This window comes from Neisseria sp. P0020.S003, from assembly GCF_051957095.1.
In the GTDB taxonomy this organism is placed as follows: Bacteria; Pseudomonadota; Gammaproteobacteria; order Burkholderiales; family Neisseriaceae; genus Neisseria; species Neisseria subflava.
On sequence record NZ_JBQCWU010000001.1, the window covers coordinates 274001 to 294526 of the forward strand.

Here is a 20526-nt window from a genome sequence, read left to right on the forward strand (position 1 = left end):
TTTTCAGTAAAGTGTTGTTTTCTGTCTATTTTGTTTTTTCAGACGGCCTAAAAACTAAATATTGAAGTATTTCAAAGCTGCATTGGAAAAACGGTTTCTTAAATGAATGTTTTTGATTAAAATACCTGTTGCTAATTCGTAGTAATTAGTCTGCTTTAACTATATGAAGAGAAAATATGGAAACAAAACCAACTTCCCAAAATGAACAACAGGCTAACCGCCGTTATTTGACTGTTTGGCGATGGCATTTTTATGCCGGACTTTTGGTTGCGCCGTTTTTAACCCTGCTGGCTGTTACAGGGTTGGGAATGCTGCTATTCGCCAATATTACCGGTAAAGAAGGCGAACGCATACATATTACGCCGCAGGCAGTGGTGCAGCCTTTGTCGGCTCAGGCTGAGGCCGCCAGACAGTTTGTGAATCCGGAAACTGCTTCTGTAGTGCAGTATATTGCGCCACGCGCAGATGATATGGTTGCCGTATTCCGCGTGAACAATGATGATAAAGCCACTATGGTTGCCGTTGATCCCTATACAGCAAAAGTTGTGAATACGATGCCGCGTGGTCAAGGCTGGTATCACACGATGGACGAAATCCACGGCGATATGATGATCGGCCCGGTGGGCGACTATCTGCTGGAAACTGCCGCGTCACTGACCATCCTGATGATAATCACGGGGATTTATTTGAGGTGGGCGAAACAACGCAGCCTGAAATCCATGCTTGTGCCGAAAGCAGGCAAAGGACGCACATGGTGGCGTAGCATGCACGGAGCATTTGGCACTTGGGTTTCTTTGATTTTGTTGCTGTTCTGTCTGTCAGGTATTGCTTGGGCAGGTATTTGGGGCGGTAAAGTGGTTCAGGCGTGGAGTCAATTTCCTGCCGGTAAATGGGGTGTGGAGCCTAATCCGGTATCTTCTGTGCCAACCCATGGTGATGTGCTGAATGACGGTAAATCTAAAGAAGTGCCATGGATTTTGGAGTTGACGCCTATGCCGGTTTCCGGTACGACAATGGGTGAAAACGGTATTAATCCAAGTGAGCCGATGACTTTGGAGACGGTTGACCGCTTTGCCCGCGAAATCGGTTTCAAAGGCCGCTACCAACTCAACCTGCCCAAAGGCGAAACGGGCGTGTGGACGCTGTCGCAGGATTCGATGAGCTACGACATGGTCAGCCCGACCGCCGACCGCACGGTGCACATCGACCAATACGGCGGCAAAATCCTGGCCGACATCCGTTTCGACGATTACAACTTCTTCGGCAAATTCATGGCGGCCAGCATCGCGCTGCACATGGGGACGCTGGGCTGGTGGAGCGTGTTGGCGAACGTCTTGTTCTGCCTGGCGGTTATTTTCATCTGCGTCAGCGGCTGTGTAATGTGGTGGAAACGCCGTCCTTCGGAAGCACGTGGTTTGGTTCCTCCTGCACAGAAAATCAAATTGCCGGTATGGTGGGCAATGGCTGTGCCACTTCTGATTTTGGCTGTGATTTTCCCGACAGCCATTGCTGCAATCGCTGTTATTTGGATTTTGGATACACTGTTGTTGTCGCGTATCCCGGCATTGGCAAGATGGTTTAAATAACCGCCCGATGTGATTAAAGGCCGTCTGAATCTTTTGTTTCAGACGGCCTTTTGTATAAAGGTTAAAAGAGGTAGGGGGGTTACGATTCTGTTTAAGTTTATATGTGAAATGGAGATGATGGTTGGCTTGCAGGGTTGTGTAAGAAAGACGAGGAGTTTTTGTATAAAAACAAAAAACCCACTTCAATGAAGTGGGTTTTTGATGAAAGCTATTAACCTTTGCGAGCAGGCAATTTTTCTTTAATGCGAGCTGCTTTACCGGTCAGGCCGCGCAAGTAGTACAGTTTGGCACGACGTACGTCACCACGGCGTTTAACTTCGATTTTTTCTACGGTAGGAGAGTACAGTTGGAAAGTACGTTCTACACCTTCGCCGCTAGAGATTTTGCGAACGATGAAGTTGCTGTTCAGGCCACGGTTGCGGCGAGCGATAACAACACCTTCGTATGCTTGCAGACGGCTGCGAGAACCCTCAACTACGCGTACAGATACGACAACGGTGTCGCCTGGAGCGAATTCAGGGATTTCTTTGTTCAAGCGAGCGATTTCTTCTTGCTCTAATTGTTGAATCAAGTTCATTTGTTTTTCCTAAGTTATGATTGGATTTCCTGTTGCTCTTGCAAGATTTCTTTTAAGAGGCGGGATTCCTTTGGGATTAAACTGCGCTTTTCCAATAAATCAGGCCGGCGCTCTAAAGTGCGTCGCAGCGATTGTTTCAATCGCCACTCGGCAATCAAGCCATGATTTCCTGAGCGTAAGACTTCGGGAACCATCATGCCTTGGAATTCTACGGGTTTGGTGTAATGAGGACAGTCTAAAAGGCCGTCTGAAAACGAGTCTTGTTCGGCTGACTGTATATCGCCCAACACACCCGGAACCAATCTTAAGACGGCATCCATCAACATCATGGCGGGTAATTCGCCACCCGAGACGACAAAGTCACCAATGCTGATTTCTTCGTCTACACTGCTTTGCAGCAGTCTTTCATCTATGCCTTCATAGCGTCCGCATAGAAGAACAAGATGAGGCAGTTCGGCAAGTTCTGCAGCTTTTTTATGTGTCAGCGGCTGACCTTGCGGACTGAGATAAATTACTTTGGCAGGTTTTTGCGAGTTCGCTTTGGCTTCTTCAATTGCCGCTTGAAGCGGCGGCGCCATCATAATCATTCCCGGACCACCTCCGAAGGGGCGATCATCGATATAGCCAAGTTTGTTATCGGCAAATTTTCGGGGATTTGTGGCTTGAAACTGCCAAAGATTTTGTTTTCTTGCTCTGCCTGTAACGCCATATTCGACAATGCTGTCGAACATCTCCGGGAAAATGGTGATGGCTTGAATCAGCATCAGTAGTCCAAACCCCAGTCGGCAATAATGGTTTTGCTGTCGGTATCGACAGATTCGATATAGTTGGAGACAAAGGGAATCAGGATTTGTCCGTGTTCGCCTTTAATCATCAAAACATCATTTGCACCGGTTTCCATCAGGTTGCTGACTTTGCCGAGGACGATGTTTTCTTTATTGATGACGGTCATGCCGACTAAATCTGCCCAGTAGTATTCGTTTTCCTCAGTAGGGGCGAATGACTCTCTGGGGATTTCGATGGTATAGCCACGCAAGGTAAATGCTTGATCGCGATCGTCTATACCTTCAAATTTGACCTGAAGTTCGCCATTGACAATTTTACCTGCCTCAAGCACAACATTCAGGGTTTTGCCATCCTTGCACAACTGCCACTCGGGGTAGTCCAGCAGGCTGTCGGTATATTCGGTATTGGCGGCAATTTTAAGCCAGCCTTTAATGCCGAATACGCCTTTGATGTAGCCCATGGCTACCCGTTTTTGAGTGTCTGTCATGGTCGTTTCGGCTGATTAAGCAGCGATTTTTTGCTCTTTAATCAGTTTGGCAACTGCGTCGCTAACTTTCGCGCCTTGAGCAACCCAGTGGTTGATGCGGTCTGCGTCGAAACGTACGCGTTCTTGTTTTTCGTTGGCAACGGGGTTGTAGAAACCTACGCGCTCGATGAAGCGGCCGTCACGACGGTTGCGAGAGTCAGTTACGACTACGTTGTAGAAAGGGCGGTGTTTTGAGCCGCCGCGAGCCAAACGGATAACTACCATTTTGAGTCCTTTTGAAAAATGCGGATATATAGAAACCGCTAATTTTAGGATATTTCACACGGGTTATGCAAGTTTTTATTTGTTTTTGTTGCTGTTTTGCCATTCGTTCAAATCGAGGCTGGCTTGATATAGGCCGCGGTCGGTTTCAGATGGGGTGACGGTAAATCCTGATTTTTCAGCGAGTTTGAGCATCGGTGTGTTTTCTTTGAGGATTTCCGCATTCATGGTTTGGTAACCTTGCTGTGTGGCAGTTTGGATAATCAGACTCATCATTTTGCAGGCTAAGCCGGTTCTGCGTGCTTCTGGTGCCAGAGTAATGCCGAACTCGCACTCATTGCGATTGATGCGGCTATAGCGGCTGACTGCGACGATACGGCCGTCTGAAGTGAAGGCTGCCCATACGCATTCGGTATGGAAATCGGGACGGGTCAGCCGTGCAAGTGTGGGCAGCGGCAACTCGTTGGTATGGGTCATGAAGCGCGTATAGCGGTCGGCCGCGGGTAATTGGCGGACAAATTTTTGTTTGGCTTCGGCATCTTCAGGCTCTAGTGCGCGGATGTGCAGTGTGTTGCCGTCGGGCAGGGCAAAGGTATCGGTTTGGCTCGGATAGGGTGCAAGTACGTTTTGTATCTTGGGCGTTTCGGTTTTAGGGTGAAGCAGTTCGGAAGCGGCTTCACCGGTGTTGCGTAGGAATTCGGCTGCGGCCGGATTTTTTTGTTGGAGGTAGGCGGCGGCGCTTTGCATTTTGGCGGCGGCCTGTTCCAAGGTTTGAACGGCTTTTTTGGGGATTTTGGTTGTTGGTGCAACAGGTTTTTCTACGATTTCGGGAATGATGGTGCTGTTGTATTGGCTGCCGTTGTAGTTGAGGATAATGTCGCCGATATGCTGGTTATTGTGGATAAGCGTGTTTAGGGAATGCAGGAATTGATTGAGAACAGAAGTGTTGTCGAGTTCTGCAAATTGGCTTAAACGCTGGATATCGAGTGTGGTAAAGGGAGGTAATGCGGCTTCGGTTTGGCCGTTGTAATGGGCGGTAAGGGTATTGCCGTAAATGGCATGGCGGCTGAATCGAAATTGGACGGCATTGTGTTTTTGGATTTGGCACGGAGGTAGGTATAGGGCTTCCGCCATCAGTTCGGTTTGGCCGGATGCAATGGCTTTATCGATATTTTTGCTTTTAGGTGTTTTCAGACGGCCTGTTTTGGCTTGGGCAGGGGTATTTTGCACTTGTTGCAAATAGGCTGTTTGATTGCGGAAATAAAGTGTCAGTAAGGCTTCTTCCGGCGTGTTAAACCGAGTCAGGCCGTCTGAAAAACGATAGCTGACGAGAATGGGCTTGCTGGTTTTTTGTGCCAAATTATCCAGAGTTTGATGAATGCTGTACGCATCCGGCGTATCTGGCGAAATAATGCCAAGCAGGGCTTGAATATGCGGATTTTGTAATTGTTCGAGTGCCAAGCGGTGGATGCGTGCAGGCGTGGGGTTGCTGCCGATGCAGCCTTGTCGGACGGATGGTACATCAGTTGGGAGGTCAAGGGTCAATTCGCAGGCATCGGCGGTACTTCGCAGCCATTCTATCGGCGTGTCGGATAGAATGGTGGGGTTGGTAATGACGGGAATGCCGGAAAGGTGGGCTTTTAGGGTTGCTTCCAGTTCGGCGGTATTGAATACCGGTTGGAAATTGCAGTGGCGGCTGAGGCTGCGCAGGATGGCTTTGTCTGTGTCGTCGGTGTAGTGTGTGGACAACAGGATAAGCGGGGTGTGGCGTGTAAAGTGGCGGATGGCACTGAACAGCTCGCGTTGGTTTTCGGCCGGATTGTAGTGGATCACGGCAACTTTGGTATGGCGGTTGTGGCCGAAGCGGTTGAGCCAGTCGGCGGATGTAGTAGGGCTTAGGTCATAATTGAGGCTGATGTGGCGTGATACGCCTTGGTGCAGCGTGTTCAGCAGGTGGTTGATGTTGCGGCTGACGGTGCTGTGGCCGGTTAGTAACGCGATATGGCCGGCCGGATAGTCGGCTTGGGTGCCGATGTTGAGGTTGAGCGAGGGGAGTTGGATGCCTGCGCTGTTGCACACGGTGATGTTCAATTCGTCGCCGTGATGTTTTTGAATGATGGAGCGGGCGTTTTTACAGGATTCGGGCGGCAGGTTTTCCCAATCTTGAATCAGGATAATGTGGCGCAGGTCTTTTTTACGGCAGGCTTTGAACAGCGAGTCGTAATGGTCGGGCGGGATAACGGCAACAACCAAATCGGCTTGACCCGGGATTTTGCTGAGGCTGGAGTAGGAGGGAATGCCTGCTACACTGCTGTGTCGAAGATTGACGGGGGTGATTTTGCCTTGATATGAGGAACCGAGCAGGTGGCTGAAAATGCGTTCGCCAAGGCTGTGCGGACGTTCGCTGGCACCGACGAGGATGATGTGTTCAGGCATGAAGAAGTAGCCAGTTTGGGCAGTTGCACTCATGATGGTTCCTTATTTGTGTTTTTGGCCGTCTGAAAAGTTTCAGACGGCCTTATTTTTAGACTTCTTTTTTGTCTCCGGCTTTCTTTTTGGGAAGGATAAAACGCATTCTCAGGCCGTTGGGTTTGACATTTTCAGCGATGATTTTACCGCAGTGTTGTTCCATAATGTGCTGCGTCAAAGCAAGCCCTAAACCTGTACCGGGCTTGTGTGCGCTGGAGTCGGCGCGATAAAAGGCAGTGAAAATATGCGGAAGCTGCATTTCATCTACGCCAGGCCCGTTGTCGGTAACATCGATAATCCAGTTTTTGCCGTCTTGTCCGATATGGGTTTGAATGGTACTGCCTTCAGGACTGTAATTGATGGCATTGCGGATTACGTTGTCAAAGGCGCGGTATAGATAGCCTTCGTTGGCGCTGACCACGGCATTTTCAGGGATTTTTGGGTCAATGCTCAGGGTAACGCTTTGGTTGTTTTGGTGGGCAATGCTTTGGTTGTCCTCAATCAAGTTGGTTAAGAACGGAACGAGTTTGAGGTTTTCTTTTTCCAAAGGAATATTGGAAGTTTCCAAGCGGGAGAGGGTCAACAATTCGCCGACCAAAGTATCCATGCGCACCAGTTCGCCTTCAAGTCGCTTGAGGTATTGCTCTTGTTTTTGCGGCTGAGATTGAATCAGGCCGACAATCGCCTGCATACGCGCCAGCGGCGAGCGCATTTCATGAGAAACATGGTGGAGCAGGTGGCGCTCTTTGGCAACAAGTTTTTCAAGTTTCTCGGCCATTTTGTCGAACTGTACGGCAAGATGGGACAATTCGTCGTCACGGTCGTCAACTTGTTGGGAAATGCGGGTTTCGAGTTCGCCGTTGGCTACTCTGTCCATGCCGCCACCAAGAATTTTAATAGGCTTGGTAATATTGTTAGCAAGGATGTATGCCATCAGCAGGCCGACGATGATGATGAAAGACAGAATGATAAATTCGTGCCAAATAGGTGAAAGCGGCAGGCCGGGAATGAAGAGCGGGCTAGGTAGGCGTTGGGCTTGATGATTGTCCCAGCCTTTAATGAAGAAGAGGTATTCTTCGCCGAAACGGTCGTATTCGATGTGTGCCAAATCGGATTCGGGGTTGTTGATGGCAAAGATACGGGCGCGCTCAATGGAAAGGCTGTCAATGTCGCGGCCTAAAATATCTTTTTTATCGTCGCCGGTAATCACATAAACGGCATTGGAAACCGGATTGTTTTTCCATTCAGAAAGAATTTCGCGCGCACCGCTGTCTCCGCGTGAGTTGAAGGCAGAAACGATGCTGCTCATCAATGTGGTTTCGATGGTGCGGCGTTGGTTGAATTGGTTTTCGGCAAGGGTGTTTTGTACCAGCCAAAATGAAAAACTCGCCACAAAGATTGCGCAGACGATGACTGCGCAAAATGTGGCGAAGATGCGTTGAAACAGTTTCATTGATCTGTTTAATCTTTAGTTTTTAACAAACAGGTAGCCTAAGCCGCGTACAGTTTGAATCAGGGAAGCATCGCCCAATTTGTGGCGGATGCTGGAGATGTGTACGTCGATGCTGCGGTCAAATTTAGCCAGTTTGCGGTCGAGTGCCTCGATAGACAGAGTTTCTTTGCTGACAACTTGTCCGGCGTGGCGCATCAAAACTTCAAGCAGATTAAACTCGGTGCTGGTCAATTCAAGCGGAGTGTCTTTGATGCTGGCTTGGCGTTTGGCAGGGTAGAGGACAACGTCGCTGACAGAAATGCTGTTCGGCGCGTTGTTTTGTTCGTTGCTGTGTTGTGCACGGCGCAAGATGGCGTTGATACGTGCCAAGAGTTCGCGCGGTGTGCATGGTTTCGGTACGTAATCGTCCGCACCCATTTCTAAACCGATAATGCGGTCGATGTCGTCACCTTTTGCGGTCAGCATGATGATGGGCACAGTGCTTTGGGTACGTACGTTTTTCAGTACGTCCAAACCGTTCATTTTAGGCATCATGGAGTCTAATACGATGACATCGTATTGTCCGGTCAGAATTTCTTGAACGCCGGCTTCGCCGTCAGGAACGCTGTGAACGTTGAGGCCTTCGGCAGTCAGGTATTCGGTCAGCAATTCGGTCAAGAGGGCATCGTCATCTACGAGTAATACGCGACTCATGGAATTTCCTTTTCGTGATTGTATGCGCCGTGGCACTAAATAGGCGGTGCGGCGATTAAAATAGAGTTGTATTCAATCTTAACATGCAATCTGCTTTTGTTGATAGCGTAATTTTCTGTGCTTTTGCGCTTTTTTGCATAGAAACTTGTCGCTCTTTACATTTCCAGACGGCCTGTAAGGATAAACTGACAATTGAGTGAGTTTTGTTTAGGGTTTATCACAAGATTTGGCAGTTTGGTGTTTCGGTGCATTGATGAAATCTTTGCAATCAGACAAAAGTTTGGGTAGCAGTGGGGCGAATGCCGGATGGCTGCGTATTTTGTCGGCGTAGAAATACATCATATACGGATAATAATATTGCACTGCCTGCATCCATTGCGCACCTTCTTCTTTTTTGCCTTGTCGGTAGAGGTAGAGGCCAACTTGATAGGCATTGGAGTAGGGGCGGTAGGTCAGGGCTTTAAGTGCGGCCTCTTCTGCCCATGGGCGGATGTAGGCATCGGTCGGGTCGGCACGTTTGCTCAAACTTAAATCGGCGTAATAGGCAAGCATAGGGCTTTCTTTGGAAAGCTGCTGCAAACCGTCGATTTTGTTTTGGACTGTTTGCGGATCGTCGGTTTTCCCTACACGGCTATATTGGGTCAGATTTTGATATTCCCAGCTGAGGTTTGCCATGCCGATTAAAATCGATAAAGCGGCTATACCGCCTGCCCACTGTCTGATTCGGGTAGATAAAGGGCCGTCTGAAACATCTTTTGGATAAGAAAGTGTCAGCGACAGAATCAGGCTGAATACGGTGAGAAAATAAATATACCAAAGCGGATATTCGAGCATGCTGTGGCAGAGACTGACGGCGGCGGCGGTCAGCAAAAACAGGGAAGCCGGCGTTTGGTTGCGGCCCGACAGTCGCCATACGGCTGCAAGCAGGGTTAAGGTTGCAAGCAAGGTACCGGCAATGCCCATTTCAGACAATAACTGCATGACGATATTGTGCGAATGGGTAAACAGTACGCCGAGAATATTGTTGGGGAAGTATTGTTGTTGGGCATTGATCAGGAAGGTTTGCTGGGCAAAGCTGTTCCAGCCATGTCCGAACCAAGGTGCGGATTGAAAGGCAATCCATGCCTTGCTCCATTCGATTTGGCGCATGGAGCCTTCAAAACCGCTGGTGCCTGCGCGTTCGACAGCGGTTTCGTATTTGATGTTGCCAAACAAATCTAACAGGCTGCCCATGCCGAATTGGAAAGCGGCAGCCAGGATGGCGGTCAGAAGGAAAATGCACAGTGCGCGTTTGTGTTGGAAACGGGTACGCCAAAACCATAACGGCGTAATCAGGAATAGGGCGACAATGTAGCCCAAGATGGTGCGCGAGTTGACAAGGCCGAGGGTCGCAGTCAATGCCAATACGAACAGAAAACCTGCTGCATTGGACATTTTGCGCGCCGTCCATAAATAGGATGCCGCTAAAATACCCCACATCAAATAATGTCCCAAATGATTGCGCTGGCCGAGTTGGCCGTTTACGGTGCCGTTGCTTCGGGCGACGATGCCGTTCAACCACTCTACGTTGGACCAACCTTTAAATTGCAACCAAACGATGGCAGCCTGTATGGTTGCACCTATCAATAAAGACCAAGCAAAGATGCTGACGACACGTTCCTGTCCGTAAGCTGCTATCCAGCCACGCACCGACCATGCGCCCAGTGCCAAAATGACAAAGGTCCAGGCGGTGATGTCGCTCATACCGGGGTAGATGGAATGCATGAGGCGCACTTGGAGCGACCAAAATGCGGCCATGGCAAACAAGCCGATACTGAGTGCAGGAAGGCGGATATTCAGCAGGCCTTTGTGTGCGCTAATCAATGTCAGTACCAATGAGCCGCTCAATGAGATGGCTTCCAAATAAAAGCTGGGCAGAGGGCCGACTCGGTAGAGTGAGAGAAAAGGGACGGCGCAAATCCAAAGAAAACTGAGCCATAAAGGCCAAAAGGTTTTCACTGAAGATTCAGTCAGGCCGTCTGAAAGTGTGTGGTAGGTCATTTTGATGTGTGTTTTTGTTGTTTAATAAATGCAAGGCAGCCGAGGAAAAAGGCAATGCACAATAATACGGAAACGGCGGCGCAAATCCGGCTGGCGACGGTTGTGTCAGCCAGGCGCATACAGGCTTCGGCAAAGTAAATCAGAATCAGCATGGAGCTGTATTGATAAGTGTAGATGCGTTTTTTCAAAATACCGGTCAACGGCAGGCACAGCGGCAGGGCTTTCAGTGCCAGCCATGAGCCGCCTTCGCGCAATGGTGCGATCCACAATTCCCATGACAAGGAAAGCAGAATCAGCAGGATAAGGCTTATGGAAGTTGCAAGATAAGGTAATGGGGAGCGTGTATTGTTCACAATATTGAGGGCGTAAAGCCGTACTGGAAAACTTAAAATTATACCGCTAAAAAGGCAGGGTAAGCCAAGAATATTGCTTAAAGATGCTGAAGAAAGGATTTATTGTTTTTTCTTCAAACGAATGAAACTTTATCTTGTTTTATAGTCTTATCAATATATATATCTAGTAAAGATTGTGCTACTATTATAAACACTTTATCTCAGGAGGATAGAAAACCATGAATCGCGTTGCTGATGTTATCCGTGATGACATTAAAGTAATGACAGCCTATCAGGTTGCCGATTTGCCGGAAGGTTTTATTAAGTTGGACGCCATGGAGTGTCCGCATCATCCTTTCGCCGGGTATGAATCTTTATTGTCAGAATGGGCGGATTTGGCAAAGCAGGCACCGATTCATTTGTATCCTCATGCTGCCAAGAGCGGTATTTATGAAGAATTGAGGGAGGTTTTCGGTATTCCCGATAAGGCGGAAATCGCGTTAGGCAACGGCTCCGACGAGCTTATCCAATTTTTGACTATGCTGGTTGCCAAACCAAATGCGCGTGTATTGGGTATTGAGCCAAGTTTCGTTATGTATCGTCATAATGCCGCGCTTTATGGCATGGAATATGTCGGCGTTCCCTTAAATCCAGATTTTTCTTTAAATCTCCCTGCCGTTTTGACCGCTATCGAGCAACATCAGCCATCATTAATTTTTATTGCCTATCCCAATAACCCTACTGGTGTGTGCTTTAAGCGGGAAGAAGTAGAGGCAATCATTCGCGCGGCTACCGGCATTGTGGTTGTCGATGAGGCATATGGTGCGTTTCATCATGACAGTTTCCTTCCGTGGGCGGGCGAAGTCGAAAATCTGGTCGTAATGCGCACCATCAGTAAAATCGGCTTTGCAGGCTTGCGGATGGGATATGCGGCGGCAAGTCCAAGCATTATGGGTGAACTGGCTAAAATTCTTCCTCCTTATAATATGAATCAATTAAGCTTGGCGGCGGCAAAATTCTCATTGAAACATCATCAAATCATTCAGCAAAACATTGATACATTAAAAAATGAGCGTTCGCGCGTGATGAATGAATTGCTGAAATTAAACCGTTTGCAAGTTTTTCCGAGCGAAGCCAACTTTATTACCGTTCGTGTCCCTGATGCGAACGAGCTGTTTGAAACATTGAAGCAAAACCGCATACTGATTAAAAAACTGCATGGCAGTCATCCGCTTTTGGATCAGTGTGTCCGCATAACCATAGGCTCGGCAGCGCAAAATGATGCCGTTTTGGCCGTTATTAAAAACCTTTACCCTAATCTTTGATTCCAAGGAAACTACCATTATGAATAAAGCTCAATTGCATTTGACCAATTTTCTGTTACTGGTTGAAGAAGCCGGCTCATTAACCAAGCTTGCACGCGCATGCGGTTATGAAAACTCCGCCTCTTTGTCTCAGCTCAAACGCCGTTTGGAACAACAAGCAGGCGATGAGTCTGCTCGCGGCATTCGTCCGAGCCTGGCTGCGAAGTTGGAATCTGGCATGCACAAACGCAAAGGCTGGTTGAACCGTGATCACAGCAAAGACCAAGAAAAAGCAGCAGCGGTTGAAGCGGCGCGTTTGGAAAAACAAACTGTCGAAGCAGCCGAAGCTGGTGTTTCAACCGAAGGCCGTTTTGTTACCGTTACCCGTAATACCAGCGAAACCCAAATTACCGTCAGCCTCAATCTTGACGGTACCGGCAAATACCGCTTGGATACCGGCGTTCCTTTCCTTGAACACATGCTTGCCCAAGTAGCGCGTCATGGTTTGATTGACTTGGATATTACCTGCAAAGGCGATTTGCACATTGACGACCATCACACGGTTGAAGACATCGGTATCGTGGTGGGTCAGGCCTTGAAACAAGCGCTTGGCAATAAAGCCGGCATTACTCGTTATGGCCATGCCTATGTTCCGCTGGATGAAGCGTTGAGCCGTGTAGTCATCGACCTTTCTGGCCGCCCTGGCTTGGTGTACAACATCGACTTTACCCGCGCCCTGATCGGCCGTTTTGATGTCGATTTGTTTGAAGAATTTTTCCACGGCCTTGTGAACCATAGCATGATGACCTTGCACATCGATAACTTGAGCGGCCGTAATGCACATCATCAAGCCGAGACCGTTTTCAAAGCCTTCGGCCGCGCCCTGCGCATGGCAGTCGAATACGATCCGCGCATGATGGGTCAAACGCCTTCTACCAAAGGCACGCTGAGCGAAGAATCTGTTCAAGAAGAAGCGGAAGCCGCATCTGAAAAATAAGGCATCGTGTGAATGAATAAAGACCGTCTGAAACCCTAATTGGTTTCAGACGGTCTTTATTATTTGTTGAAACCCAATGAGATAAATATATAGAGTCTCTGAGATAATTGGGATTATTTTGGATGAAGCGGGATTTGGTGGGATTGGTTTTGTGAAAAGTAGTTTCATAGAGTGCAATAAAAAGACGAGCATAATTTGCTCGTCTTTTTTGTTTACAGGCCTGAGCGGAGTGACTCGATTGCAATGTCAAGGACACGTTTATCTGCTCCGTTTTGAAGTTGACCACTGCCGTTGATTGGTAGATAGGGTCGGGCTGGAAGTTGGATGCTATGGTTTCTGCCTGCGGAGCCACCCAAGTGGTGGATTGCCGCATATGGTTTGTTGCTTCCGATACGTGCAAAGTCGTTGCCTGCCTGTGTGGAGATGCTGGCTGCAAGTTGGCCGGTCAGTTGCAGAGTCTGCCCGCCTTGAGCTGCGCGTTGGCTTTGTTTCCATCTGTTGCCACCGAAACTTTCGCTTTCGAAGTTTTCTTCGGTTAATGAAGTCATTTCGGTCGCGATGGCTTTCATCATTTTGCGCGGATGGCTTACGTTTTGTAGAAGCTGGCTCAAGCCACGATCTAGTGATGAAGTATCAAGATTAATTTCGAGCATATCTAACCTCTGATTAATTTTAGTACCCATGCCAAATCGACTGCGGATAATGAGGATTTGAATTTGCTGTTGGTCATCATTGTTTTTAAGGCTACGCGTGCAATATCGGGATGAACGGATTGTGCTTTTTGGACGGCCACGGAAGCCATGCGCGAGAGCATGGCTTTTCCTTGGTTGGCATTGAAGCCTGCGCTAGGGGCGACAAACTTTCCGTCAATCCGCAAGCCGGTGCGTTGGGCGTAGCGGGCTTCTCCGGTGTATTCGTTGCTACCGATGTCGACGGTTTGAGTCTCAAGTGTCGGACTGGGTAAGGCACGGCTTTCGCCTGCGGCGCGTGATAATGGACGCACGCGGCAGCGGCAGCGGAAATCCAACGGTGGATACATGGTGTCCCAAACCGGGTCGGCTGCTGCATAGACACGGCCGTGCATTCTACGGTGGCTGTCACGGGTACGGCCGTCGTTTATAGCGACGTATTGCCAATACGGGTGGGTGTCGACAGAATCCATCATTTCAGCGTAGCGTCCGGCCATGTAGGCTGACTGCATATTGGTCAGGTAGATGGTTTTCAGGCGGTGCGGGCTACCAAGCTGAACGGTTTGGGCTTCGCCGGTGTCCGGATTGGTTGCTTGGGTGCGTCCCCACCAGCCCTTGCTTTGTAATACCGGCGTGAGTGTTTTCTGGAACTGCTCCAGCGTTTGGCCGGTCTCGGCGGCGTTGACAACGGCGCGATAAATATCATTGGCAACGTCCATGCCTGCGGTTTTGGCCACGGTGAACGCGGTAGCGTGTGCGTCGTCGAGCATATCTTGCCAATCCCACGAAACGGCTACACCTTTCTGCTTCAAATATTCGACCGCTGCTTCCGGCTCTAGGCCGAAAATTGCCTTGATGTCTTCCGGATTCATCAGCTCATCTCCTGCGCCGCTTCAATGCGGCCGACCAAACCGGACAGGAAAATCACACGCGCCAGCTCGTTTTGCAAGGCGGTGTCATCCATATTCGGGAACTGCTCGGCCAAGCGGTCGAGAATATTGTCTTCGGTTTCGCCGCGCTGCAAATCCTGCACCAATAAGGCAGTCAGGTCGCGGCCTTGTTGGTTCAGACGGTCTGCATTGGGCGCAAGCGTATCTAAAATCAAACCTGCATCGGTTTCTGTGCCATCCCAACCTTCGGCAAAGTCAGCAGCGGTCGGGATAATGGCATCTTCTTCAACGATATCGCCGTCTTCCAAACCATAAGTGCGTTTCCAATATTGCGGGGTGAATTTCACACCCGCACTGAACAGCATACTGTCACGCTCGGCACGCTCTTTCGTGCCTGCCTCCTCGTTTTCAAACAGCTCGAATTTCGGACAAGCCACATCGCCGAAATTCAGTTCCACCACCCATTCAATCAATTCGTTAAACGCCGCTTCAACAATACGGCGGTCGCCGTCACGGATATCGTCGGCAATTTCCAAGCCCGCGCTGGCACTGGCATGGTTGGTTTCTTTGTCGGTGGTTTGGTCTTGGCCAAGCAAGGCAATGTTGATGCCGGACTTGCACTCTTTCAGCAGCTTGTCGAATGCATCTACTGATGATGACTTGCCGCTGGCTTCATGGATTTCGACGCTGGAATCATTCGGAATCGTGCCGACCGAATTGCTTATTAAGGCTTCCAATGCGTCGAGCAACTTTTCGGTGTCGCTATGGGTATTGGAGCGTGGCTCTTTGCCAATCAGCCAAGGTGCGCCGTATTTTTCGGTGAAACTTACCCAAAATTTCATGCCGCCGCGTTTGAAAGTTACCAGCCAAAACACCAAACCCAAATCACCTAGGCCGTAAGGGTTAAGATAGTCGTCTTCATGGCGCGGACACAGAAATTTATAAGGCGGTAGCGGCTCTTGGCTCAAGCCGTTTTCGGTAAAAACCAACTCACGCTCATCATTGAATCCGAACCATTCCTGCGGCTTGGCCACAATTTCAGACGGCAGCCATTGACTGCCTTTTTGCCAGATAATTTCGATAGGTTGATAGCCGAAAAATGCGGCATTCATGATGTCTTTGCAGATCTTATAAACATCGACATCAGCGGCCAGCCAATTTTCGACAAAATCCAATACACGATCTTCGACTTCATCGCCGCTGAGTTTCCAATCCAGCCGTGCCACAGCGGCTTTTCGGCGGCGCACGAAGCTACCGACCAGCTCGTCACGCAATAATTCGCGGTAAACATGGATTTGCTTGCCCATCTTGCGCAAAATCGGGTCAGGATTAGGCAACCAACCGCCGAAACCGCCTAAAAATTGGTGTGAGACGGCGATATGGCCGGTCAGGTCATCGGGTTTGAAGGTGATGTTGCCATGATTGGTTTTGAGTTTGAAATGCGGTTTTTTCATGGGATTCTCTTTTCGGACGGACTAAAAGCCATGCGTTGTTCTGCTAATTCGACGCACGCGGCGGCTGGCCACGCGTACCGGTCCGGCATTGAGTTCGCGGCTGGCGTAATGGGCAAGGACAAAGGCAATCGCTGCGTCGCCGTGGCGTTTTTTGCCGTCTTGACCTTTGGTTCGTGTGTCCGGAATACGAGGCACGCCTTTGACTAATTCGAACGCACGTAAATCGGTGAGGATGTCTTCATCTCGCGGCAGGCCGTCGAGTGTGCCGTCTTCGAGGGCGGCTTTGAACGGAGCGGTATGGCTGCGGTACCAGTTTTCCGACAGCATCACAGCTTCCACCACTTCTGCGCCGAACGCATCGCGCATGGCTTCGGCCAAAGATTGACCGTTGCCTCGCGCATCCAAAGCCGCGCCGCGCAGATTGGGTAGCTTGGCCAACAGGTGCTGCATAATTTGCTCCTGCTGGGCAAACGGCATATTGCCCAGCTCCAAAACAAACGGCGGTTTTAAAATCAGGTCTTTGCTTTGTAAGAGCGGCACAATCACGGTGCGGTCGCCCGAGCGGGCAAAGTCTTCGCCTATAAAAGAAACGAGGGTTTTGTCCAAACTGTCGAGCAGCGGCTGCAGAGTATCGGCTATCCAGTCTGCTACTTCGGCAGCACGGCGCGGTTCGGACAGCAAGCCGAAGTCGTCGGTCTGGTCGTAGCGGATAACCGGCGTGTATGGGGTCATACGGCTTTCGATTAAGGCACGGTTCAGCCATTTGCCGCCGCCGTTTTTCGGAATACAGTCCAACTCTTCGCTGGCATCTTCGCCGTAGAAATCGCGGATTTCCTTACACCACGAGGCTTCGCCTTGGGGTGTCCAATCCTTGCCCAAACGCAGACAGATGCGGCGGTACAAGCCTTGTTCGACCGCTTCGTCAAAGGTGATACGGTGGACGGAATAAGGTTTTTTCCCTGCACGCACATCGTTAATCAACTCATTGAACGGGTTGTCTACGCCGTCATGCGTAGAGATGATATGCACCTGGCCGCCCCACATCAGCAAGGCCATTGCCGCTTTAAGCAACTCGCCAAGCTGTTCGTGGAACGCTGCTTCATCAATAATCACGCGGCCTTGTTTACCGCGTAGGTTGGACGGCCGGCTGGATAAGGCGGTAATGCGAAAGCCGGAAGCAAAGCGGATAACGAAGGCTAACACGGCCTGGCGGTCGTCGCCTTCGACAAACACTTCCTCGGTTTCTTCGATTTCACCTGCCGCCAGCTGGTAATGCTTCGCCCAGCCTGCACAGTCGCGGATAAACTCCAAGGCCATGTCTTTGTTATAGCCGATGTACCATGCGTCCATGCCTTTAGCGGATGCGGCCAGCAAGGCGGTATCGGCAGCTTCTCCCCAGCTCAAACCGATACGGCGCGATTTTTCGCACAGCTTCACAGGCGACTGGTCGGCACACCAAGCCTGCTGATACGGCAATAAGACCGTAGGGGTACGGTCTTCTGATGGGCGGGTATTTCGGATTTCAGACGGCGTCATGATGCAATCCCTAAAATATGCTTGCGGATGGCCTCGACCGATTCTTCAGACAAGCCGCCTTTCTTGGCCTGCTTGGCTACATCTTCGGCGGCAGCCTGTACTTTGGCTTTGACCTTGGCCTGATACTCTTTCAGGCGAGTGCTGGCTGATGTTAGAGTAGCGATATTTTTGGCCGCTTTCGCAACCATGCTAAACCTGTCTACAGCCGATAAGTCTTCCATTTCACCAATTTCCAACATGGCTTCAAATAATTCGGACTGCACCATTGCAACCAATGCTTCGCTACGGGTGTCACCTTCATCGGCCGCGCCTTCGGCAATCAGTCGCGCGGCTTCGGTGCTGGACTTGATGGCGGCGAAACGACGTTGCACTTTTTGGCCGTAACGGTGTGCGGCTGAACGGCTGATTTCATAGCCTTGGTCTTGCAGCCATTCGGCAATGGCTTGGTAGTCTGAAAAACCGTTTTCTACCAGCTTCCGTTCAAATTCATGTCGGACGGCTTCGGGGAGTTTTTCAATACTGCTGCGTTGCGCCATGCCTAGCTCCATACTTTCTCAGGCCGTGCAATACCGGCACGACACTCCACCGTATATTCGGCAATATCGACACCCAAACTGGTCAAGTCGGCAAACCACAGGCCGTGCGGGGCTTTATTGAGGTCTACCATTTTGCGGTCAGCCAGATAATCAAGTTGTTGGCGCAGCTCTAATGCGGTGGTTTGCGGGTAAATCGCGTTCATGATGTCCAACAAGAAGGTTTCGCTGGTGGTGTGCGGGCGGGCTTTATTAAGGGTGTTGATGATGTTCCAACGCATCCCCTCGCGGCGTTGTTTGGCGATCAGTTCCTGGCTAATCATTTTTTTACGCTTTCCATTTTGTAGATTTCAGTGAGTTTCTCGGCGACGTTGTCGAGCTTGGCTTCGAGGACGACTTGATTGCGGATGTAGTCTTCGCGCAGGACGTATGTGAGCGGCAGGCCGGCATTGAATTCCGCCAGTTTGTTTTCCATGATTTCGACTTTACCCTGTAGGCGTTCCTGCTGTTTTTGGCGTTCGTCCTGCTGCTCGCGGAATTGCGCCAGCAGCATTTTGCCGAAGGTAAAACAGATGCCGAGGAAGGAGAGAAGAAATCCGACCAACTGCCAAAATTCGATATGTATAAAGGTTTTTTCCATTTTTAAGGCCATCCGTGTTCAAAATATTCTTGGCAAACGATGCAGCGGGTGCAGCCTTTGACTGCTTTTCGCCTTGCGTCCGGTATTGGGCTGCCGCAATCTTCGCAATGGCTCAGGCTGTCGGCGCGTTCCGGTGTGATTTGATGTTTCGCCAGGGACTCTTCCAAAAATATGGCTTCACGCTCTGATGCGCGGTCGGCAAAATCAGTCATTTTTCAGACGGCCTTTCGTGTACCAGTCCTGCCACCCGGAGACTTGGACTTCCAACTTTTGGCAGTATTCGCCGTAACGTACGGCATGGTTTAAGAGTTGTTCGGGTGAGCCGCCGGTCGGACGCTCGGGGCGTTCGTATTTGACCAGCAGCCCGGTAGATACAGGCGGCAAATCCACTGTCGGTACGGTTTTAATCGGGGTATCCGAAGGCACGGTTGTAGAGGTGCAGGCTGTTAGAACCGATACCGTTAAAACCATTGCCGTCTTTTTTAATCGCGTCATGCGTTTGCTCCTGTAAGGTGTTTTTGGTTTTATCCAGCTCGCTCAGGGCGGATGCCAGCTCGATGCTTTGACGCTGCGCGAAGTCATGCCAACGCTTCGTTTCCACCTGCGCTTTTTTAAGCTCGTCGGCGTATTGTTTGGCTGCCGCCATTGACGAGTTTTGGTAGGCGGTAATCAGGGCGGTTTGCTTGGCATCGGCTTTGTCGGCGGCATAGTGATAGCCGCTTAGCCAGATGCATAACACAATCAATGCACGCCATGCCAATGCTGATTTGTTTTTGTACAAAAAATCAATCATTGCCGCTCCATTCTTCCGGATTCGCGGATTTTTTGATTTCCGCCAACTGCGGTACGGCGGCAATGCCGCGTTTGATTAAGGCGTAGCCGCCGACCATTGCTCCGTATGCCCACCAAAGCCATTCGGGGGCATCAGGCGAGAGCGAGAATTTATAGGTCATCGCTGCGGCGGCAACGTTTGCCCATAATTTGGTATGGCTGATTTTTCCGGTTGCGGGATTGGAGACTAAGCCGCCCAGCCATAGGAAAAAGCCGGTCATTTTTGACGGTTTTTCTTCGCGGCGCGTTTCGCTGCCGCCACCCCGCTTGGACGGTGAGGCATCGTCCGGCATCCCTGAGAAGGTATAGCTGAACGAATGCCCAGATCGACGCTGAAACTGGGAGACATCACGGCGGCCATTAGGGCGAGTAAAGACTTTTTTGACATGATTGCTCCTTTTTTAATCAATGTTGTCCGCTGATGCGTGGATCAGGTTTTGCGCGACGCGGCGAATCCAGCCTTTGCCGAAAGACGTGAACGTACCGAGCTTGGTATAAAAGACCAGACGCTCGGCGTTGAACCGCAATAAAAGGTCGTTTTCGGGGAGGGAATTGATGGCTTTGAGGCTGATTTCGCCGATGATGCCGTCGTCCGGCACGCCTGCGGCGCGTTGGAGCATACGGGCGGCATTGCCGTAACCGTGGTTGACGCAGGCATCAAAAAATTGGAAAGCGACCGCTTCGGGCATTTTGTCAGCGTGGTAACGATCCCAAAACGCTTTACGGTAAATGCCGATCGCCTGTTCGCGGGTCATGGCACGCATGGAGCCGTTGTAGCCGTTTGCCTGTGCGGTGCGCTTGGTGATGCCCCAGTTGGTTTCGCCTCCGGGGTCTTTGTGATGGTTGACGTAACCGCCCTCGTGGGAGAGGACGCGCTCAATGAATTGGTTGAATTTGGTGGACATAAAAAATCCCTGTATCTATTGATAGGTACAGGGATTTTAGAAAAGGCCGTCTGAATGGGCTTT

General features: G+C 50.1%; 24 protein-coding genes. 3 read left to right on the top strand and 21 right to left on the bottom strand.

Going from position 1 to position 20526, the window contains the following annotated elements; translation table 11 throughout:
* The first annotated feature begins 176 nt into the window (after nucleotides 1-176).
* Nucleotides 177-1586, top strand: coding sequence for a PepSY-associated TM helix domain-containing protein (locus ACTHTQ_RS01375; RefSeq protein WP_440362837.1), 1410 nt, complete (start codon nucleotides 177-179; stop codon nucleotides 1584-1586).
* Between the two features lie 211 nt (nucleotides 1587-1797).
* Here ACTHTQ_RS01375 and rplS read toward each other — a convergent pair whose 3' ends face one another.
* The 9 genes from rplS to ACTHTQ_RS01420 all read right to left on the bottom strand — a co-directional run bounded on the left by rplS (nucleotide 1798) and on the right by ACTHTQ_RS01420 (nucleotide 10705).
* A complete protein-coding gene (rplS, locus tag ACTHTQ_RS01380; RefSeq protein ID WP_003679470.1) occupies nucleotides 1798-2163 on the bottom strand; it encodes a 50S ribosomal protein L19 in 366 nt (121 codons plus the stop codon).
* A gap of 14 nt (nucleotides 2164-2177) precedes the next feature.
* Nucleotides 2178-2927 (bottom strand): tRNA (guanosine(37)-N1)-methyltransferase TrmD, encoded by a 750-nt coding sequence (gene trmD, locus ACTHTQ_RS01385; protein WP_308887852.1) that lies wholly within the window; start codon nucleotides 2925-2927, stop codon nucleotides 2178-2180.
* Nucleotides 2927-3436: a ribosome maturation factor RimM gene (gene rimM / locus ACTHTQ_RS01390; RefSeq protein WP_440362838.1), complete on the bottom strand. Its 510-nt coding sequence runs from the start codon at nucleotides 3434-3436 to the stop codon at nucleotides 2927-2929. Before rimM ends, trmD begins: the two co-directional genes overlap by 1 nt.
* A 15-nt stretch (nucleotides 3437-3451) precedes the next feature.
* Nucleotides 3452-3700, bottom strand: coding sequence for a 30S ribosomal protein S16 (rpsP, locus tag ACTHTQ_RS01395; RefSeq protein WP_003679465.1), 249 nt, complete (start codon nucleotides 3698-3700; stop codon nucleotides 3452-3454).
* Nucleotides 3701-3775: 75 nt separating this feature from the next.
* Nucleotides 3776-6166, bottom strand: a complete 2391-nt coding sequence (locus tag ACTHTQ_RS01400) for a GNAT family N-acetyltransferase (protein ID WP_440362839.1) — start codon at nucleotides 6164-6166, stop codon at nucleotides 3776-3778.
* Between the two features lie 55 nt (nucleotides 6167-6221).
* Nucleotides 6222-7619: an ATP-binding protein gene (locus ACTHTQ_RS01405; protein ID WP_440362840.1), complete on the bottom strand. Its 1398-nt coding sequence runs from the start codon at nucleotides 7617-7619 to the stop codon at nucleotides 6222-6224.
* A gap of 15 nt (nucleotides 7620-7634) precedes the next feature.
* Nucleotides 7635-8312, bottom strand: coding sequence for a two-component system response regulator MisR (gene misR, locus ACTHTQ_RS01410; protein WP_070632537.1), 678 nt, complete (start codon nucleotides 8310-8312; stop codon nucleotides 7635-7637).
* A 207-nt stretch (nucleotides 8313-8519) separates the two neighbouring features.
* Nucleotides 8520-10352 (bottom strand): Wzy polymerase domain-containing protein, encoded by a 1833-nt coding sequence (locus tag ACTHTQ_RS01415; RefSeq protein WP_440362841.1) that lies wholly within the window; start codon nucleotides 10350-10352, stop codon nucleotides 8520-8522.
* Complete coding sequence (locus tag ACTHTQ_RS01420) at nucleotides 10349-10705, bottom strand: DUF2069 domain-containing protein (RefSeq protein WP_070632531.1); 357 nt, start codon at nucleotides 10703-10705, stop codon at nucleotides 10349-10351. Before ACTHTQ_RS01420 ends, ACTHTQ_RS01415 begins: the two co-directional genes overlap by 4 nt.
* 218 nt (nucleotides 10706-10923) lie before the next feature.
* On the opposite strand from ACTHTQ_RS01420, the gene hisC reads away from it, so the two are divergent.
* Nucleotides 10924-12009: a histidinol-phosphate transaminase gene (gene hisC / locus ACTHTQ_RS01425; protein WP_440362842.1), complete on the top strand. Its 1086-nt coding sequence runs from the start codon at nucleotides 10924-10926 to the stop codon at nucleotides 12007-12009.
* 19 nt (nucleotides 12010-12028) lie between these two features.
* Nucleotides 12029-12985: an imidazoleglycerol-phosphate dehydratase HisB gene (gene hisB / locus ACTHTQ_RS01430; protein WP_440362843.1), complete on the top strand. Its 957-nt coding sequence runs from the start codon at nucleotides 12029-12031 to the stop codon at nucleotides 12983-12985.
* Nucleotides 12986-13197: 212 nt separating this feature from the next.
* Here hisB and ACTHTQ_RS01435 read toward each other — a convergent pair whose 3' ends face one another.
* The 12 genes from ACTHTQ_RS01435 to ACTHTQ_RS01490 form a co-directional block, all read right to left on the bottom strand.
* Nucleotides 13198-13638, bottom strand: a complete 441-nt coding sequence (locus tag ACTHTQ_RS01435) for a phage virion morphogenesis protein (protein WP_440362844.1) — start codon at nucleotides 13636-13638, stop codon at nucleotides 13198-13200.
* Nucleotides 13639-13640: 2 nt separating this feature from the next.
* Nucleotides 13641-14546: a phage head morphogenesis protein gene (locus ACTHTQ_RS01440; protein ID WP_440362845.1), complete on the bottom strand. Its 906-nt coding sequence runs from the start codon at nucleotides 14544-14546 to the stop codon at nucleotides 13641-13643.
* On the bottom strand, nucleotides 14546-16018 hold the full coding sequence (locus tag ACTHTQ_RS01445; RefSeq protein ID WP_440362846.1) for a DUF935 domain-containing protein: 1473 nt from the start codon (nucleotides 16016-16018) through the stop codon (nucleotides 14546-14548). The genes ACTHTQ_RS01440 and ACTHTQ_RS01445 overlap by 1 nt, the downstream gene beginning before the upstream one ends.
* Nucleotides 16019-16039: 21 nt before the next feature.
* Complete coding sequence (locus ACTHTQ_RS01450; protein WP_440362847.1) at nucleotides 16040-17554, bottom strand: terminase large subunit domain-containing protein; 1515 nt, start codon at nucleotides 17552-17554, stop codon at nucleotides 16040-16042.
* Entirely contained in the window at nucleotides 17551-18102 is a 552-nt protein-coding gene (locus ACTHTQ_RS01455; RefSeq protein ID WP_440362848.1) for a DUF3486 family protein, read from the bottom strand. The genes ACTHTQ_RS01450 and ACTHTQ_RS01455 overlap by 4 nt, the downstream gene beginning before the upstream one ends.
* Entirely contained in the window at nucleotides 18093-18410 is a 318-nt protein-coding gene (locus ACTHTQ_RS01460) for a hypothetical protein (RefSeq protein ID WP_049322364.1), read from the bottom strand. Before ACTHTQ_RS01460 ends, ACTHTQ_RS01455 begins: the two co-directional genes overlap by 10 nt.
* The gene (locus tag ACTHTQ_RS01465) at nucleotides 18407-18727 is read right to left on the bottom strand and encodes a hypothetical protein (RefSeq protein ID WP_013448349.1); all 321 of its coding nucleotides are present in this window, start codon (nucleotides 18725-18727) and stop codon (nucleotides 18407-18409) included. The genes ACTHTQ_RS01460 and ACTHTQ_RS01465 overlap by 4 nt, the downstream gene beginning before the upstream one ends.
* A 2-nt stretch (nucleotides 18728-18729) precedes the next feature.
* Nucleotides 18730-18939 carry a TraR/DksA family transcriptional regulator gene (locus ACTHTQ_RS01470; RefSeq protein WP_440362849.1) on the bottom strand — a complete coding sequence of 70 codons (210 nt, stop codon included), beginning with the start codon at nucleotides 18937-18939 and terminating at the stop codon, nucleotides 18730-18732.
* Nucleotides 18932-19153 carry a hypothetical protein gene (locus ACTHTQ_RS01475; protein WP_009426269.1) on the bottom strand — a complete coding sequence of 74 codons (222 nt, stop codon included), beginning with the start codon at nucleotides 19151-19153 and terminating at the stop codon, nucleotides 18932-18934. Before ACTHTQ_RS01475 ends, ACTHTQ_RS01470 begins: the two co-directional genes overlap by 8 nt.
* Nucleotides 19131-19520, bottom strand: a complete 390-nt coding sequence (locus ACTHTQ_RS01480) for a hypothetical protein (protein WP_440362850.1) — start codon at nucleotides 19518-19520, stop codon at nucleotides 19131-19133. Before ACTHTQ_RS01480 ends, ACTHTQ_RS01475 begins: the two co-directional genes overlap by 23 nt.
* Nucleotides 19513-19851 (bottom strand): hypothetical protein, encoded by a 339-nt coding sequence (locus ACTHTQ_RS01485; protein ID WP_440362851.1) that lies wholly within the window; start codon nucleotides 19849-19851, stop codon nucleotides 19513-19515. The genes ACTHTQ_RS01480 and ACTHTQ_RS01485 overlap by 8 nt, the downstream gene beginning before the upstream one ends.
* Nucleotides 19852-19959: 108 nt before the next feature.
* Complete coding sequence (locus tag ACTHTQ_RS01490) at nucleotides 19960-20463, bottom strand: glycoside hydrolase family 108 protein (protein WP_440362852.1); 504 nt, start codon at nucleotides 20461-20463, stop codon at nucleotides 19960-19962.
* Between the last annotated feature and the right edge of the window lie 63 nt (nucleotides 20464-20526).